At 71.8% G+C, this 17,119-nt stretch carries 11 protein-coding genes; 7 read left to right on the forward strand and 4 right to left on the reverse strand.

Going from position 1 to position 17,119, the window contains the following annotated elements; all coding sequences use genetic code 11:
* Positions 1-169 precede the first annotated feature (169 nt).
* Positions 170-2,554 carry a replicative DNA helicase gene (gene dnaB, locus BJ969_RS28420; protein ID WP_184484104.1) on the forward strand — a complete coding sequence of 795 codons (2,385 nt, stop codon included), beginning with the start codon at positions 170-172 and terminating at the stop codon, positions 2,552-2,554.
* Positions 2,555-2,876: 322 nt separating this feature from the next.
* Here the strand turns inward: dnaB and BJ969_RS28425 are convergent, their stop codons facing one another.
* Positions 2,877-3,629 carry an SDR family oxidoreductase gene (locus BJ969_RS28425; RefSeq protein ID WP_221315968.1) on the reverse strand — a complete coding sequence of 251 codons (753 nt, stop codon included), beginning with the start codon at positions 3,627-3,629 and terminating at the stop codon, positions 2,877-2,879.
* 138 nt (positions 3,630-3,767) lie between these two features.
* Here BJ969_RS28425 and BJ969_RS28430 point away from each other — a divergent pair, with 138 nt between their 5' ends.
* Both BJ969_RS28430 and BJ969_RS28435 read left to right on the forward strand, forming a co-directional pair.
* Complete coding sequence (locus BJ969_RS28430; protein ID WP_184484106.1) at positions 3,768-4,685, forward strand: LysR substrate-binding domain-containing protein; 918 nt, start codon at positions 3,768-3,770, stop codon at positions 4,683-4,685.
* A gap of 330 nt (positions 4,686-5,015) precedes the next feature.
* A complete protein-coding gene (locus BJ969_RS28435) occupies positions 5,016-7,391 on the forward strand; it encodes an ATP-binding cassette domain-containing protein (RefSeq protein WP_184484108.1) in 2,376 nt (791 codons plus the stop codon).
* Between the two features lie 3 nt (positions 7,392-7,394).
* On the opposite strand, the gene BJ969_RS28440 is transcribed toward BJ969_RS28435, so the two are convergent.
* Entirely contained in the window at positions 7,395-7,883 is a 489-nt protein-coding gene (locus tag BJ969_RS28440; protein ID WP_184484110.1) for a GNAT family N-acetyltransferase, read from the reverse strand.
* 189 nt (positions 7,884-8,072) lie between these two features.
* On the opposite strand from BJ969_RS28440, the gene BJ969_RS28445 reads away from it, so the two are divergent.
* Entirely contained in the window at positions 8,073-9,875 is a 1,803-nt protein-coding gene (locus BJ969_RS28445; protein ID WP_184484112.1) for a hypothetical protein, read from the forward strand.
* Positions 9,876-9,956: 81 nt separating this feature from the next.
* On the opposite strand, the gene BJ969_RS28450 is transcribed toward BJ969_RS28445, so the two are convergent.
* Positions 9,957-11,450 (reverse strand): alpha/beta hydrolase, encoded by a 1,494-nt coding sequence (locus tag BJ969_RS28450; protein WP_184484114.1) that lies wholly within the window; start codon positions 11,448-11,450, stop codon positions 9,957-9,959.
* Positions 11,451-11,544: 94 nt separating this feature from the next.
* Positions 11,545-12,192, reverse strand: coding sequence for an HAD-IA family hydrolase (locus BJ969_RS28455; RefSeq protein WP_184484116.1), 648 nt, complete (start codon positions 12,190-12,192; stop codon positions 11,545-11,547).
* A 249-nt stretch (positions 12,193-12,441) separates the two neighbouring features.
* On the opposite strand from BJ969_RS28455, the gene BJ969_RS28460 reads away from it, so the two are divergent.
* The 3 genes from BJ969_RS28460 to BJ969_RS28470 all read left to right on the forward strand — a co-directional run bounded on the left by BJ969_RS28460 (position 12,442) and on the right by BJ969_RS28470 (position 17,115).
* Positions 12,442-13,668 carry an MFS transporter gene (locus BJ969_RS28460; RefSeq protein ID WP_184484118.1) on the forward strand — a complete coding sequence of 409 codons (1,227 nt, stop codon included), beginning with the start codon at positions 12,442-12,444 and terminating at the stop codon, positions 13,666-13,668.
* A gap of 335 nt (positions 13,669-14,003) precedes the next feature.
* On the forward strand, positions 14,004-16,061 hold the full coding sequence (locus tag BJ969_RS28465) for a PhoX family protein (protein WP_184484120.1): 2,058 nt from the start codon (positions 14,004-14,006) through the stop codon (positions 16,059-16,061).
* 370 nt (positions 16,062-16,431) lie between these two features.
* On the forward strand, positions 16,432-17,115 hold the full coding sequence (locus BJ969_RS28470) for an SDR family oxidoreductase (protein ID WP_184484122.1): 684 nt from the start codon (positions 16,432-16,434) through the stop codon (positions 17,113-17,115).
* The last annotated feature ends 4 nt before the right edge of the window (positions 17,116-17,119 follow it).

Here is a 17,119-nt window from a genome sequence, read left to right on the forward strand (position 1 = left end):
CGATCTAGCTTCGCCGACGCGCCCGCGCGTGACGGTTCGTGATCAGGTGGCGCGGCTCGCAGCCGCACACCGTCGGCGAGCGCGGTCGACGGCGTCGGCCATGGATCGCGCGACCAGTAAGGCCGCCCGCAGCGGTGGCGGGCGACGGTGTCGGAGGTGACGGGTACCGGTGGCGTTGGCAGACGAACGAGGCGCTCAACCCGCGTCGAACGGGGATCACGGCTTCGAACGCCAACCCCCGCAGGACTTGGCGGCGGAGCAGTCCGTGCTCGGCGGCATGATGCTCAGCAAGGACGCCATCGCCGACGTCGTCGAAGTGCTCACGCCCAACGACTTCTACCGCCCGGCGCACCAGGCCATCTACGACTGCGTCCTGGACCTCTACGGCCGCGGTGAGCCCGCCGACGCGATCACCGTCTCCGCCGAGCTCGAACGCCGCCAGGAGCTGCAGCGCATCGGCGGCGCCCCCTACATGCACACGCTGATCGCCAGCGTGCCCACCGCCGCCAACGCCGGCTACTACGCGGAGATCGTCGCCGAGAAGGCCGTGCTGCGCCGCCTCGTCGAAGCGGGCACCCGCATCGTGCAGCTCGGCTACCACGGTGCCGAGGGCTCCGCGATCGAAGAGGTCGTCGACCGGGCCCAGTCCGCCATCTACGACGTGACGGAGAAGCGCACCAGCGAGGACTACGCGGCGCTGGAAGACCTGCTGCAGCCCACGATGGACGAGATCGACGCCATCGCCTCGCGCGGCGGCGAGTCCCAGGGCATCCCCACCGGATTCACGGATCTGGACGAGGTCACCAACGGGCTGCACCCCGGCCAGATGATCATCGTCGCGGCGCGCCCCGGTGTCGGCAAGGCGCTCGCGCTGGACACCCCGCTGCCCACCCCCGGCGGCTGGACCACGATGGGCGAGGTCGCCGTCGGCGACGAGCTCATCGGTTCCGCGGGCCGCCCGGTGCGGGTGCTGCGCGCGACGGAGGTGCTCGCCGACCGCCCGTGCTACGAGATCGAGTTCTCCGACGGCGGCGTGATCATCGCCGACGCCGAGCACCAGTGGCGGCTCGCCGACGGCGGCGTGCGGACCACCGCGGACCTCGCGGCCGACGGCGCCCGCCCGGAACTGCCCGCGCACGGCGGCTTCCGGCTGCCCCAGCAGGAGCTGCCGGTGGCGCCCTACGCGCTCGGCGTGTGGCTCGCGGCCGGCGACGACTCCGGTGAGGTGCACGGCGACCAGGAGCTGCTGGAGCTCGCCGGGCTCGCGCACGCATCGGAATCGGAAGGCGCGCAGGTCACCCCCGTCGGCGCCGTCGTCGAGTTCCCGCCGGACCCGGACGGCGCCGGCGAGCCGGACGCCTCCCCCGCCCCCGACGACGCCGCGAAACCCGCCTTCGGCGTCGACATCCCCGCCGCGCTCGGCCGGTTCGGCGCGTGGGACGACCACGACCTGCCGCTGGTCTACCTGCGCGCCAGCGAGGAGCAGCGCCGGGCGCTGCTGGCCGGGCTGCTCGACGCGGCCGGCTCGGTCAGCGCCGACGGCGCGCTGCGCCTGGAGATCAGCGAGCCGCTGTCGGTGCGGGTCCGCGAACTCGTGCTCAGCCTCGGCTACACCTGCGGAGCGCGGATCGCCGAATCCGAGCAGGGCGATTTCGACCGCGTCGCGCTCGTCTTCGACAGCGGCGCCGACGAGGTCTTCCGGCTGCCCGCGAAGAACACCGAGCACAAGAAGGCCCGGCAGGACCACGAGCTGCCGCTGCGCGCCGTCGTCGGCATCCGCGAAGTGCCGAGCGTGCCGGTGCGCTGCGTCGAGGTCGACGCCCCGGACCACCTGTACCTGGCCGGTCGCGGCATGGTGCCCACGCACAACTCCACGCTCGGCCTGGACTTCGCCCGCACGGTGTCGATCAAGCACGGCATGGCCAGCGTCATCTTCTCGCTGGAGATGGGCAAGACCGAGATCGTGATGCGCATGCTCTCCGCGGAGGCGCGCATCCGGCTCGGCGACATGCGCGGTGGCCGCATGACCGACGACGACTGGACCCGGCTGGCCCGCCGGATGAGCGAGATCAGCGAAGCACCGCTGTACGTGGACGACTCGCCGAACCTGACCATGATGGAGATCCGCGCGAAGGCGCGGCGGCTCAAGCAGCGCGCCGACATCCAGCTCGTGGTGCTCGACTACATGCAGCTGATGACCTCGGGCAAGCGCGTCGAATCGCGGCAGCAGGAGGTCTCGGAGTTCTCCCGAAACCTGAAGCTGCTCGCGAAGGAGCTCGAAGTCCCCGTCGTCGCGATCTCCCAGCTCAACCGTGGTCCCGAGCAGCGCAACGACAAGCGTCCCCAGCTCTCCGACCTGCGTGAATCCGGTTCGCTGGAGCAGGACGCGGACATGGTGATCCTGATCCACCGGCCGGACGCGTTCGAGCGGGACGACCCGCGGATGGGTGAGGCGGACCTGATCCTGGCGAAGCACCGGGCCGGTCCGACCAGCACGATCACCGTCGCCCACCAGCTGCACTACAGCCGCTTCGTGGACATGGCCCCGGAGTAGCCGCGCGGGTTCTCGTCCGGCTTGGCGCTTTCCCCGGTCACTTGACGCCTGTTCGGTTCGACGGGCTGGTTGTTCACGAGAGCCGGCAGGAACCGGCCCGGATCCTGCCGGCCGTTCCGTGATCGTGCGTGCCGCGCAGCCCCGTCCACCGGTCGGGCTGGACGGGTACCGAAGGACTCGAATGCGACGGCCGGTCGTCGGTCGAGCGGTCGGACGATGGCCATCAAGACCGGGAACGGGTCGTTGATCGTCAGGTCGCCGAACGCGATCTTCGAGTGTTCAGGTGTCCCGGCTCCCCCGGCCGGCTTCGGGGAGGGGCGGGTCAGAGCTGGGAGCCGCCGCCGTCCACGGCGAGTTCGGCTCCGGTCGTGTAGGTGGCGTCGAATGCGAGGAACGCGACCGCCTCGGCGACCTCGGCGGGGGCACCCACGCGCAACATGGGGTTGTCCGCAGCCATCTGTGCCTTCGTTCGCGCGGCCGATTCGCGAGGCATCGTCTTCTCCAGGATTCCGGAGTCGATCGGGCCGGGGCTGACCGCGTTCACGCGGATCTTCTGCGGGAGCAGTTCCCGAGCCAGGCTGCGGGTCATCGAGCGCAGGGCCGCCTTGCTGGCCGCGTACGCGCTGAGCATCGGCATGCCCAGGACATTCGCCACCGACGTCGTGAGCACCACGCCGCTGCCTTCGGTGAGCAGCGGAGCGAGCTTCTGCACCGTGAAGTACGGGCCCTTGGCGTTGATGGCCAGCAGCTCGTCGAGGAGCTCTTCGCTCGTCGCCTCGAACGGGGCGAAACCGTTGACACCGGCGTTGGCGAACAGGGCGTCGGCCGTGCCGAACTCGGCCTTCACCCGGTCAGCCAGGGCATCGATGTCGGGCAACGACGACGCGTCGCCGCGGACCGCGATCGCGTTCTCGCCGAGCTTCTCGCGGGCGGCATCCAGGGCGGTCTGGTCGCGCCCGGTGATCAGCACGCGGGCCCCCTCGTCGACGAACAGCGATGCGGTGGCCAGACCCATGCCGCTGCTGCCTCCTGTGATCACAACGCGTCGGTCTTCATACCTGACCATGTCGGACATCCCTCGTTCTCGATGTTCTCGTGCCGGAGGGGCGGCCCCCAGCTGGATGACACCGAGTCAACAGCCGTTCGAGCCGGGCGTCCAAGACCCGTTTCGCACCCCGTCATGCAGGATCGCTATCACGCGTAGGGTTGCCGGGTGTCCGAAAATCCGCCCCCTGCGGCGCCCGATCTCGGCTCAGACCTCGACCTGCGGTTGGTTCGGTACTTCACGGTCATCGCCGAGCACCTGAACTTCGCCCGGGCGGCAGCGGCGTTGCACATCGCTCAACCTTCGCTGAGCCGCCAGATCCAGCGGCTGGAGGACGCTCTCGGGGTGCGCCTGCTGGAGCGCACCACCCAGGGCAGCAGTCTCACCGCCGCCGGCGCGGCCTTCCTCCCCCGAGCACAGGAACTCCTGCACTCCGCCCGGCGGGCGGTGCACACCGCTCGTGCCGCCGCGCCGCCGCGAACGGTCACCGTCGGATACGTGGAAGATCTCATCGTCACCCTCGCGGTGCGGGACCTGCGCCGTCGTCATCCCGACGCCCACGTCCGCACTCGTCACCTGGACTGGGACGAAACCGGCGCCCTGGCCGACCGTCGAGTCGACGTGCTGGTCGCCCGCACGCCGCTTCCGATCCCGGCCGACGACCTGGACGTGACCACGCTCTACGACGAACCCAGGTCACTGCTCGTGCCCGCGTCCCACCGCCTCGCCGGGAAGGAGTCGGTGCGCGCGGAGGACTTCGCCGACGAACCCCTCGTCGCCTGTGCCGGAATGGCGGCGGTCTGGACCGGGTTCTGGCGGCTGGAACCCCGCCCGGGTGATGGCAGGGCTCCGGTCGGCCCGATGCTCGTCGACACGTTCGAGGACAAGCTCGAAGTCGTCGCGGATGGACGCGCAGTCGCCCTCGTGCCTGCCAACGACCGGCGCTGCGCCCTCCGGGACGACCTCACCACCGTCCCGGTCGAGGGAATCGCCCCCTGCCAGGTGGTCGTCGCCACCCGCGCCGGCGACCGCAGCCCGCTGGTCGCTCAGTTCCGGGAGTCCGCGACCAGGTACCTCGTCCCCTGAGGGCGATGACACGGCCCTGCGACCCGATCCCAGGCTGAGAGACCGCAGTGCCGGCGGATGGCGAAGGCGAGAACCCGCAACCCGGTCGGCGACCGCGCGCGGCTGCTCGCGGTAGGCGAGCCTGATCAGCGCCCTCGAACCGTTCGTTGCCGCTGGTATGGCGCCCGCGAACTGTACTGTGGACAGGCCTGCCCGCGGCTCGCCGACGGTGCTGACTGCTTACGCACGCGACCGCGCGGGCCCATGCATGGGGGAACCGAGGGGACAACGCTCTACGCCCGTCCGGGCAGGACCGGCGCAGGTGCGGCCCGCGCGACGGACGGAGACGCGATGAGCAGGGCGACCACGACCACCGAGCCGCACATCGCCGACACGCACGACCTGATCCGCGTGCAGGGCGCTCGGGAGAACAACCTCCAGGACGTCAGCGTCGAGATCCCGAAGCGGCGGCTCACGGTGTTCACCGGGGTGTCCGGCTCGGGCAAGAGCTCGCTGGTGTTCGGCACCATCGCCGCCGACTCGCAGCGGATGATCAACGAGACCTACAGCGCCTTCGTGCAGGGCTTCATGCCGACGCTGGCGCGGCCCGACGTCGACGTCCTCGAAGGGCTCACCACCGCGATCATCGTCGACCAGGAGCGGATGGGGTCCGACCCGCGGTCCACGGTCGGCACCGCCACCGACACCGGCGCGATGCTGCGCATCCTGTTCAGCAGGCTCGGGCGGCCGCACATCGGCTCACCGCAGGCCTTCTCCTTCAACGTCGCCTCCATCAGCGGGGCGGGCGCGGTCACCGTGGAGCGCGGCGGGCAGACCGTGAAGGAACGGCGCAGCTTCAGCGTCACCGGTGGCATGTGCCCGCACTGCGAAGGCCGGGGCGCGGTCACCGACTTCGACCACTCGCAGCTGTTCGACGCGGACAAGTCCCTCGCCGAGGGGGCGCTCACCGTCCCCGGCTACAGCATGGACGGCTGGTACGGGCGGATCTTCATGGGCTCGGGCTTCCTCGACCCGGACAAGCCGATCCGGAAGTACACGAAGAAGGAACTCGACGACCTGCTCCACAAGGAAGCGACCAAGGTCAAGGTCGACAACGTCAACGTGACCTACGAGGGCCTGATCCCGCGGATCCGGAAGTCGTTCCTGGCCAAGGACCGCGAGGCGATGCAGCCGCACATCCGCGCCTTCGTGGACCGGGCGATCACCTTCACCGACTGCCCGGAGTGCGCGGGCACGCGGCTCAGCGCGGCGGCCCGGTCGTCGAAGATCGGCGGGATCAACATCGCCGACGCGTGCGCGATGCAGATCAGCGACCTCGCCGAATGGGTGCGGGGCCTGGACGAGCCGTCGGTGGCGCCGCTGCTGGAGAAGCTGCTGCACACGCTCGACTCGTTCGTGGAGATCGGGTTGGGGTACCTGTCGCTGGACCGGCCGTCGGGCACGCTGTCGGGCGGTGAGGCGCAGCGGACCAAGATGATCCGCCACCTCGGGTCCTCGCTCACCGACGTCACCTACGTCTTCGACGAGCCGACGATCGGGCTGCACCCGCACGACGTGCAGCGGATGAACGCGCTGCTGCTGCGGCTGCGGGACAAGGGCAACACGGTGCTCGTCGTCGAGCACAAGCCGGAGACGATCGCGATCGCCGACCACGTCGTCGACCTCGGGCCGGGCGCGGGCACGGCGGGCGGGACCGTCTGCTTCGAAGGTTCCGTCGACGGGCTGCGCGCGGGCGGCACGATCACCGGCCGCCACTTCGACGACCGGACGGCGCTCAAGGGCTCGGTGCGCGAACCCACCGGGGTGCTGGCGGTCCGCGGCGCCACCGCGCACAACCTGACCGGCGTCGACATCGACATCCCGCTCGGGGTGCTGTGCGCGATCACCGGGGTGGCGGGGTCCGGCAAGAGCTCGCTGATCCAGGGCTCGGTGTCGGGGCGCGACGGGGTGGTGACGATCGACCAGGGCGCGATCCGCGGTTCGCGGCGCAGCAACCCGGCGACGTACACGGGGCTGCTCGACCCGATCCGCAAGGCGTTCGCGAAGGCCAACGGGGTGAAGCCGGGGCTGTTCAGCGCGAACTCCGAGGGCGCCTGCCCGAACTGCAACGGCGCCGGGGTCGTCTACACCGACCTGGCGATGATGGCGGGCGTGGCCACGACCTGCGAGGAGTGCGAGGGCAAGCGGTTCCAGGCCGCGGTGCTGGACCACCACCTCGGTGGGCGGGACATCAGCGAGGTGCTGGCGATGCCGGTGTCGGAGGCCGAGGAGTTCTTCGGCGCCGGGGAGGCGCGCACGCCCGCCGCGCACAAGATCCTCGCGCGGCTGGCCGACGTCGGGCTGGGCTACCTCCGGCTGGGCCAGCCGCTGACGACGTTGTCCGGGGGCGAGCGGCAGCGGCTCAAGCTGGCGACCCACCTGGGCGACGAGGGCGGCGTGTACGTCCTCGACGAGCCGACGACCGGCCTGCACCTCGCCGACGTGGAGCAGCTGCTCGGGCTGCTGGACCGGTTGGTCGACGCCGGCAAGTCGGTGCTCGTCGTCGAACACCACCAGGCCGTCATGGCGCACGCGGACCGGATCATCGACCTCGGTCCCGGTGCGGGGCACGACGGTGGCCGGGTGGTGTTCGAGGGCACGCCCGCCGAGCTGGTCGCCGACCGCTCCACGCTCACCGGCGAGCACCTGGCGGCTTACGTCGGATGAGCGTCAGAATGGGCAGTGCATGACGTGCAGTCCGATCCGGCCGAGCTCCGGGTCGGCGAAGGCGCCGGGGACGGTGCCGATGATCGTGAAGCCGAGGCGTTCGTAGAGCCTGATCGCGGAGTGGTTCGACTCGACGACCGCGTTGAACTGCATTCCCGCGTAACCCTCGTCGCGCGCCCAGCGCAGCGCGTCCTCGCAGAGCGCGGCGCCGACGCCCCGCCCGCGCGCGTCGGCGGCGACCATGAAGCTCGCGGTGGAGATGTGCGCGCCCGGTCCGGGGCGGTTCGGGCCGCTCTTCGCGGTGCCCAGCACGCGGCCGTCGTCGTCGACGGCGACGACGGTGCGGCCGGGGGCGGTTTCCAGCCACAGCCCGCGGGCCTGCTCGGGAGTGAGGTCCGGGTCGTAGCAGAACGTGTCCTGGGCGCGGGCGATCTCCCGGATGATCGGCCACACCTGGGCCCAGTCGGCTTCGACGAACTCCCGGATCAGCATGCCGCGAACGCTAGTGCGGCCCGGTCGGGTGAACAATCGGATTTGCGCCACCACTGTGACCTGCGTCGACCGCGGTGAGGTGTGCGCCAGGGGGACTCGGTCCGACACGCCGACGCGGTCGCTGCCGGAGTGATCAACGCGGGCTCCCTACCCTCGACCGCATCGACTTCCGGGCGAAGGGCGGAGTAGATGCGCACCGTTTTCCTGCACGGCGACGGCGATCGCTTCGCCGCGTCCGCCGCGGCGCTGTCCGACCGGTTCGGCGCGCGTCCCGAGGCCCCGGACCTGGTCGACGTGCTGCTGCGGGACAAGTGCGCGCGGGACGGGCTGCTGGCGCGGTGGACCGCGGCGGACCTGACCCGGTTCCTGACCGAGGTGGTGCCCCGGCACCTGGTGCTGCCGCGCTGGTCGGCGGTGCCGGAACTGCTGCACGACTGGGTCGGCTTCCTCGACGCCGAGGGGCTGCTGATGGCGGGCGGTGATCCGGTCCGGGTGCTGCACGCCGCGATCGACCGGGCGGTGCCCGCCTACCTCGCGGCGATGGCCGAGCCCGCGGAGTGGGGGCCGGAGAAGTTCTGGGCGTTGAGCGCGCGGGAGCACGGCGTCGACCTCGGCGCGGAGGGCGCGTTCGAGCGGTTCGTGCGGCAGGTGGAGGACGGCGAGGCCGCGGTCGACCGGGAGCTGCTGCGCGGGATCGAGGAGCGGGCCGAGCGGGAGCCGCTGCCGGTCCCGGCGCACTGGCTGCCGCCGATGCGCGTGCCGGTGGAGGCGACGCCGGAGGTGGAGGCGGCGCGGTCGCCGATCGCGGGGTCGATGGCGGCGCTGCACGGCTGGGCGGGTCCGGGCCGGTTGCTCGGCGAGGGCGTGGAGCTGGCCGCGGAGCTGGGCTGCGGCCCGGAGGTCGCGCTGCTGTGCGCGGCGTGGGCGGAGCGCGTGCACCTCGTGCGGATCATCGACGGCCGGGTGGTGCCGGGGGCGATCGGCACCGCGCTGCTGGCCGAGCCGGGGGTGCTGTGGACGCGGTTGTGGCAGTCCTTCGTGCTGCTCGACGAGGTCGTCGGCCGGGAGTCGGCGGCGCTGGACGGGCTGCTCGACGGGGAGGACGCGTTCCCGGAGCTGGTGCAGGCGGTCCTCACGGCCCTCTACACCCATCCCGACGCGGTGCCGTTCGAGCAGGTGGTGAGCCTGGTGCTGCACGCGCTCGCCGAGGACGGCGGCGAGGCGCGGCCCGCGGTGGCGCGGGTGGTGGAGCGGGTGCTCGACCTGTGGGAGCGGATGGGCGTGCTGCGTCGCTACCGCACCGAGCTGCCGGAGGTGGTGGCGCGGATCGAGGCGTTCGCGCCGGGCTTAGCGGATCGCACGGTGGTGGAGCTGCTGCCGCTGGGCGTGTGGGCGGCGCACGGGTCGCTGCGCGCGTTCGGCTTCGTCGCTCCGACGGTGCCGGAGGCGGTGGCGTTGCCCGCGGAGGTGGTGGTGCTGGCGTTGCCGGGCAGCCCGCCGGACGTGGTTGAGGAGGTCGTGTCGGGCTGGGTCGCGGCGCGGGGCCGGTCGGCCGCGGCGGCGGAGCTCGGGGAGCTGCTGCGCCGGGTGGACGATCCGGAGCTGCGGTTGGGCGCGTTGTGGTTGCTGGAGCACACCGGGGACGAGGGCGTCGCGGTGGTGCGCGGGTTGCGCGCGGATCCGGTGTGCGGTCCGTCGGCCCGGATGTGGCTGCGGGTGCGGCCGGACGAGCGGGAGGAGCCGCCGCTGCCCGGTGACGAGCTGGTGGTGGCGCTGGACGCGATGGCGGTGACGGCGCAGACGGACGCGGTCGCGTTCCTCGCGGACTTCCGGACCCGGTCGACCCCGGATCAGCTGGCGGTGCTCGACGAGCTCGTCCGCGCCGAGCACGCCAGGGCCGATCTGGTGCTGGGCGTGGTCGCGGCCGAGCACCCGGACGAGCAGGTCTCGCGGGCCGCCCGGCGGTGCCTGGACCGCTTGAACACCGCGTAGCGGAGCCCGCCCGGCGGGTGTGCCGGGCGGGCTCCGCGATCACTTGGGCGCGATCACTTGGGCGCGATCACTTGGGCGCGATCAGCTCGCAGCGCAGGAGACGTCCTGGTCGGGGCGGGTTCCGTCGACCAGGAACGCGGTGGTGATGGCCGCGGCGCAGGCGTTGCCGCTGTTCATGTAGGTGCCGTGGCCGGATTCGTCCGCGCTCACCAGCCGGGCGCGGTCGCCGAACTTCTCGCGGAGCAGTTCGGCGCCGCGGTGCGGGGTGACCGGGTCGCGGCGGTTCTGCAGGATGAGCACGTTGTCCGGCCCGTCGGCGAGCACGGGCACCGGCGGTTCGGCGGGTTCGTGCGACCAGAACGCGCAGGGCAGCACGTTGGCGGTGGCGGCGCCGTACAGCGGGTACTTCTCGCGGTCCTCGGCGACGCCGCGCCGGTAGGTCTCGACGTCCTCGGGCCATTGAACGTCGTTGCAGGTCACCGAGAGGAACACCGACAGCGAGTTGTCGGCCGCCGACGGCGCGACGGGGGCGGTGCCGGCGAGCTGGCGGCGCACCGCCGCTTCGTCGGACCGGTGCAGCGACTGCCAGAGCTGCGCGGTCCTGCCGTAGGCGGGTTCACCGAACAGCCCGCCGAAGGTGGCCAGCCGGAACACGCCGCCGTCGACGCCGGCCATCGGGCTCTCGTCGAGGCGTTCGGCGAGCGCGAAGTAGGTCCGGCGCACCTCTTCCGGCGTGCTGCCCAGGCCGTAGGACCCGTGGCGTTCGGCGAGCCACGCCGCGAAGTCGGGGAAGGTCTGCTCGGTGCCGAGCGCGTAGCGGCGCATCCCGTCGCGGTCCAGGACGGTGTCGCCGATGTTGCTGTCGAGCACGACGCGGTCGGTGCGTTCCGGGAACATCGAGGCGTAGGCGGCGCCGAGCGCGGTGCCGTAGGACGCCCCGTAGTAGCTGGCCTTCTCCTCGCCGAGCGCGGCCCGGACGCGGTCCAGGTCGCGGGCCATGTTCGCGGTGGTGAGGCTGCGCAGCACGCCGTCCTGGTCGTGCTGGGCGCACTGGTCGGCGATGGTGCGGGCGACCTCGGCGCGTTCGGTGACCGCCGCGTCGTCGACCGCGTAGGGCGGGATGTTGCCGTACGTGGCCTGCTCGTCGGTGAATCCGCAGCTCACCGGCGCGGAGTGCCCCGCTCCCCTGGTGTCCATCCCGATCAGGTCGTAGCCCTCCATGACCGATGCGGGCAGCCCCTGGTTGGCGAGGTCGACCGAGAAGGACAGCCCGGAGCCGCCCGGTCCGCCTTGGTTGAGCAGCATCACGCCGCGCCGCCGGTCGGGCCGTTCACTGGCCAGCCGCGAGATCATGAGGTCGATCTGCGGGCCGTCGGGGTCCGCGTAGTTCACCGGTACCGGCACCGTGGCGCACTGCAGCGGGTGGGCCCCGGCCGCGACGTCCTCGGGGCACGGGCCCCAGGCCGGTCCGGGCGGTGCCCCTTCGGCCATGCTCGGGGCCGCCAGCAGCGAGCCCGCCAGACCCACCGCGATCAGCGTGGCCGCGCTCCGGCCCGCGTTCCTTCTGAGATCCATCTCCGCCCCTCATCTCCGGGTTGGTCTCCCCGGGGAGGAACTCAAGGCCGTGCCCTCAGGTCCAGGTCAAGCGCGGCGGGCGGAGTTGCTCCGTTCAGCCCAGCCGGTCGAGCGCGGCGGGGAGCTCGGCGATGTCGCCGAGGACGCGGTGCGCGCCGGCGAGGGCGTCCTCGGCCGGTGGGAAGTGCGGGTTGGGCACGGCGAACACGGTGGCGCCGGAGGCGGTGGCGGCGCGCAGGCCGTTGCTGGAGTCCTCGACGGCGGCGCATTCGGGCGCGGTGGTGCCGAGCAGCCGCGCCGCTTCCAGGTACACGTCGGGGGCGGGTTTGCCGGCGCCGACCTGTTCGCTGGAGAGGGTGGCGCCGACGTCGAGCCCGGTGCTGTCGAGGAAGGCGCGGATGATGCGCGGCGGCGCGGAGCTGGCGATGGCGATGGGGAACTTCGCGGCGACGGCGCGCACGGTCGCCACGGCGCCGGGCAGCACGGGGGCGTCGTCGGCGTAGACGCGGGCCATCTCGGTGATGACGGTGTCGGCGGCGTCGTCGGCGGTGAGCCGGGTGCCGAGGTCGTCGACGAGGTAGCGGGCCCACTCCGGGGTGCTCATGCCCTGCATGGCTTCGGTGGCGCCGTCGGCCCACCGGCCGCCGTGCGCTGCGACGACGTCGCGGCGGATGCGGTCCCAGAGTTGTTCGGAGTCGACGAGGACGCCGTCGAGGTCGAAGAGCACGGCTGCGGGTGGCACGCCGCCGATCGTAGGAGTTCGGGTGCGGTGTTCGCGCCTGCCGGGCGGCGCGGCGCCGAATTGCTCCGATCGCGTGCCCGCGCTGCGTCGATCGGAGTCGTGTCGGTTGTGGGCCTGCTCATGGTGGCTGGCCGGAGCCTCCCGAGAAAGTTAGCATGGCGAACGAAATAGATCGGTGGGCGTTCACCCTTGCGAGGTTCGCGGCGCGGAACGGCTCACCCCGTTCCGAGAACCGAGGAGTGGCGGCCGATGAGCGGCACGCACGACGTCCGGCTGCTGGACGTCTTCAAGGGCCAGCCCAAGGCGGTGTGGATCACGGCGTTCGCCGCGGTGATCGCCTTCATGGGCATCGGGCTGGTCGACCCGATCCTGCTGTCCATCGCCGAAGCCCTGCACGCCGGGCCCGAGCAGGTGACCTTGCTGTTCTCGTCCTACCTGGGCGTTCAGGTCGTCGCGATGCTCATCACCGGCGCGTTCAGCGCCCGCTTCGGCCCGAAGCGGACCGTGGTGACCGGCCTGGTCCTGATCGTGCTGGCCACCGTCGCCTGCGCGCTCGCCGCGTCGATCGGGCAGCTCGTGGCGCTGCGGGCGGTGTGGGGCCTGGGCAACGCGTTCTTCATCGCCACCGCCCTGTCGGTGATCGTCGGGGCGGCCAGCGGCGGGCAGCAGGCGGCGATCCTGCTCTACGAGGCGGCGCTCGGCATCGGCCTGTCCACCGGCCCGCTGCTCGGCGCGCTGCTGGGCAACATCTCCTGGCGCGGCCCGTTCGCGGGCACCGCGGTGCTGATGGCCATCGCGCTGGTGCTCTCGGCCGGTTTCCTGCCCGCCGACGAGAAGGACCCGGCGAAGCGGCCGAAGGTCCGGCTGCTCGACCCGCTGCGCGCCCTCAAGCACGGCGGCCTGCTGCGCACGGCGCTCGGCTCGGCGTTCTACACGGCGGCGTTCTTCGTGGTGCTGGCCTGGGCGCCGTTCGTGCTGGAGTTCGGCGCCATCGCCGTCGGCCTGGTGTTCTTCGGCTGGGGCCTGTGCGTGGCGGTCGCCGGCGTGACGCTCGCCCCGAAGCTCGCCGCCCGGTTCGGCGACGCGGGCGGCACGGTGCTCGCGGTGCTGCTCTACGCGGTGCTGCTGGCGGTGATGGCGATCGGGCCGAAGCCGGTCGTGGTGGTCGCGGTGATCCTCAGCGGTATCGCCTCCGGCCTGCTCAACACCTTGTTCACCGGGACCGCGATGAGCGTGAGCGACGCGCCGCGCCCGGTGGCCAGCGCCGGGTACAACTTCTGCCGCTGGTTCGGCGGGGCCGTGGCGGCGACCCTGGTCGGGCACGTCGCGGACTGGTTCGGTTCGCCGCACGCCCCGTTCGCGGTGGCCGCGGTGCTGTGCGTGATCTCGGCGTGCCTGCTGGTCGCGGACCTGCGCAAGCGGGAGGACCCGCACCGCATCCCGGTGGAGGCCGCCGCCGTCGGCGAGGAGTTCTGACCCGAACCCCGGTGAACGGACCGTTCGCCCAATCCCGTTGGACGAACGGTCCGTTCACTTTTCGGCACCGGGGTGAACGGTCCGTTCGTCCGATCCGCTTGGACGAACGGTCCGTTCACTCCTGTCGCGGACCGGGTGCTCGGCGGGATCATGCTGAGTGCCGGTGATGGCGCAGAGTGAGCAAGTCACGCGAACCAGCGACCGAAACCGCCGCTGCATGCGCAACGTGAGCGACCTAGCGTCATGATTTCGGGTGCTGTTCACCTTCTTGTCCAGGAACTCTCGCCTGATCGGCATAGCGTCACGGTGTTCCTGACTGACATCTGGAGGTCCGTTTGCCTTCCCGACCGGACAGCGGGCGGGTCGTCCCGCTCCCACTTCTGTCGAACCACTCCGCGCGCCGCGCCTCGGCGACCTGCAAGTACCGCTGCGGCAACGCCTGCGCGCACGAGGCGCCGAACACCTCGGACAACGGCTACTTCGGCGACATCGTGGAGAGCGTGCTCGACCGCCGCGGCGCGCTCAAAGCGGGCGGCGTGCTGGCGCTCGCCGTCGGGGGCGCCGCCGCGCTGTCCGGCACCGCCGCGGCCGCCGCACCACCGGCGGCAGCGGGCGGACCGGTGGTGCCGGGCACCGACTTCGCGCCGGTCGCGCCGAACAAGGAAGACCGCGTCACGATCCCCGAGGGCTACGAGCAGGGCATCGTGATCCGCTGGGGCGACCCGCTCGTCGAGGGCGCGCCGGAGTTCGACTTCCACGGCCAGACCGCGGAGGCCCAGGAGAAGCAGTTCGGCTACAACAACGACTTCGCCGGGCTCGTCCCGCTGGACGGCGAGGGCAGGCGGGGCCTGCTCGTGGTCAACCACGAGTACACCACCGAGTCGCACATGTTCTCGAACTACGACGAGGACAACCCCACCGAGCAGCAGGTCCGCATCTCGTGGGCCGCGCACGGCCTGTCCGTGGTGTACGTGGAGAAGGACCGCGCCAAGGGGCTCGTGCCGAAGCCCAGCGAGTACAACCGGCGGATCACCCTGAACACCGAGTTCGAGGTGCGCGGACCCGCGGCGGGCAGCGACCACCTCAAGACCTCGGCGGACCCCACCGGCACCAAGGTGTTCGGCACCCAGAACAACTGCGCGGGCGGCGTCACCCCGTGGGGCACGATCCTGTCCGGCGAGGAGAACTTCCACCAGTACTTCGGGCACTCCGAGCTGATCACCGATCCGGTCGCGGCGAAGCGCTACGAGCGCTACGCCGTCGGCACCGGTGAGACCGACCGCAAGTGGGAGCGCTTCGACAAGCGCTGGGACGTCTCCCAGGAGCCGAACGAGGCGCACCGCTTCGGCTGGATCGTGGAGATCGACCCGAACGACCCCGAGTCGACGCCGATCAAGCACACCGCGCTGGGCCGCTTCAAGCACGAGGGCGCGACCATCAAGATCGCCGACGACGGCCGGGTCGTTGCCTACTCCGGTGACGACGAGCGCTTCGACTACATCTACAAGTACGTCTCGAACGGGCGCTTCAAGCCCGGCAAGAGCGCGCACGCGCGGCGGCACAACTCGGCGCTGCTCGACGACGGCACCCTCTACGTCGCCAAGTTCAGCGGCAACAGCCCGCCCGAGGAGATCGACGGCACCGGGAAGCTGCCCGCGGACGGGCACTTCGACGGCACCGGCGAGTGGCTGAAGCTGGCCAGCGGCACCGAGTCCTTCGTGCCGGGCTTCACCGCCGACGAGGTCTACGTGTTCACCCGGCTCGCCGCCGACGAGCTGGGCGCGACGAAGATGGACCGCCCGGAGGACATCGAGCCCAACCCGGTCAACGGCCGCATCTACTGCGCCCTGACGAACAACTCCAACCGCGGCTCCGAGGGCAACGCGGCACCGGACGAGGCCAACCCGCGCGTCGGCAACAAGCACGGGCACATCCTGGAGTTCGACGACGACACCACCGGCACCGAGTTCCGCTGGAACCTGCTGCTGGTCTGCGGTGACCCGAACGATCCGGGCACCTACTTCGGCGGTTTCGACAAGTCCCAGGTCAGCCCGATCTCCTGCCCGGACAACGTGACCTTCGACCGGTTCGGCAACCTGTGGATCACGACCGACGGCAACGAGCTCGGCTCCAACGACGGCCTGTTCGCGGTGCCGGTCGACGGTCCGGAGCGCGGCAAGGTGAAGCAGTTCCTCACCGTGCCGGTGGGCGCAGAGACCTGCGGTCCCGTGGTGCTCGACGACCTGATCACGGTCAACGTGCAGCACCCCGGCGAGGACGCCGAGGACGCCCAGCACCCGACCTCGCACTGGCCGGACGGCGGCGATTCGCAGCCGCGGCCGTCGGTGGCCGTGGTGTGGCGGCAGGACGGCGGTGAGATCGGCCGACGCTGATCTCACCTGCGAGCGCGGGGGCCTTCCGAATCCGGGAGGCCCTCGTTGCGCTCGTCAGCCCCGTCGGCGCGAGCGCCCAGTGGTGCTCGTGCTCCGCCGCTCCCGTTCCTGCTCGGTGAGCCGCTTCGCCTGCGACGGCCGGTCGGCGGAACCGAGTCGCGACCGCGACCGGCATCGCGGGCACGCCGAGGTTCGGCAGGCACAGCAACGGCACCGATCGGGTCGCGGCCTCGCACTGGACGCGGTCGCGGCGACGTCGATGCTGGTCACCGGAGTGCCTTAGCCGTCCACCCGGGCGAGGTCAAGACCGTCCAGCGGAGTGGGACGACCGGCGACCGTGCGCCATCGTGCGACGGATACGATTCAGACCATGTCTGAACGTCCGATCGCCCTGGTCACGGGTGCTTCCCGTGGCGTCGGGGCCGCAGTCGCCCGCGCCCTTTCCGAAACCCACGACGTGCTGCTCGGCGGCCGGGACGGCGAGGCGCTGCGCGCGTTGGCGGCGGAGATCGACGGCGCCCGGCCGTGGCCGGTGGAACTGACCGACGCCGACGCGGTGGCCGCGGCGGTGCGCGACATCGACCGGCTGGACGTGCTGGTGCACAGCGCCGGTCTCGTCGAGCTCGGCGCGGTCGCGGACACCGGCGTGGACTCGTGGCGGCGCACCTTCGAGCTGAACCTGTTCGCGGTGACCGAGCTGACGCGGCTGCTGCTGCCGACCTTGCGCGCCGACTCCGGCCACGTGGTGCTGATCAACTCCGGTGCGGGCAAGGAGGCGAAGCCGAACTGGGGCTCCTACGCGGCGAGCAAGTTCGCGCTGCGCGCGTTCGCCGACGTGCTGCGCGCCGAGGAAGCGGCCAACGGCGTGCGGGTGACCTCGGTCTTCCCCGGCCGGATCAACACCGACATGCAGCGAGAGGTGCGCGACTCCGAGGGCGGCGAGTTCCAGCCGGAGCGCTACCTGCGTCCCGAGTCGGTCGCCGGGCCGGTCTGCTCCGCCGTGCGCGCCGCCGACGACGCGCACCTCACCGAGATCGTCGTCCGCCCTTCCTGAACCG

Source organism: Saccharopolyspora gloriosae (genome assembly GCF_014203325.1).
Lineage (GTDB): Bacteria > Actinomycetota > Actinomycetes > Mycobacteriales > Pseudonocardiaceae > Saccharopolyspora_C > Saccharopolyspora_C gloriosae.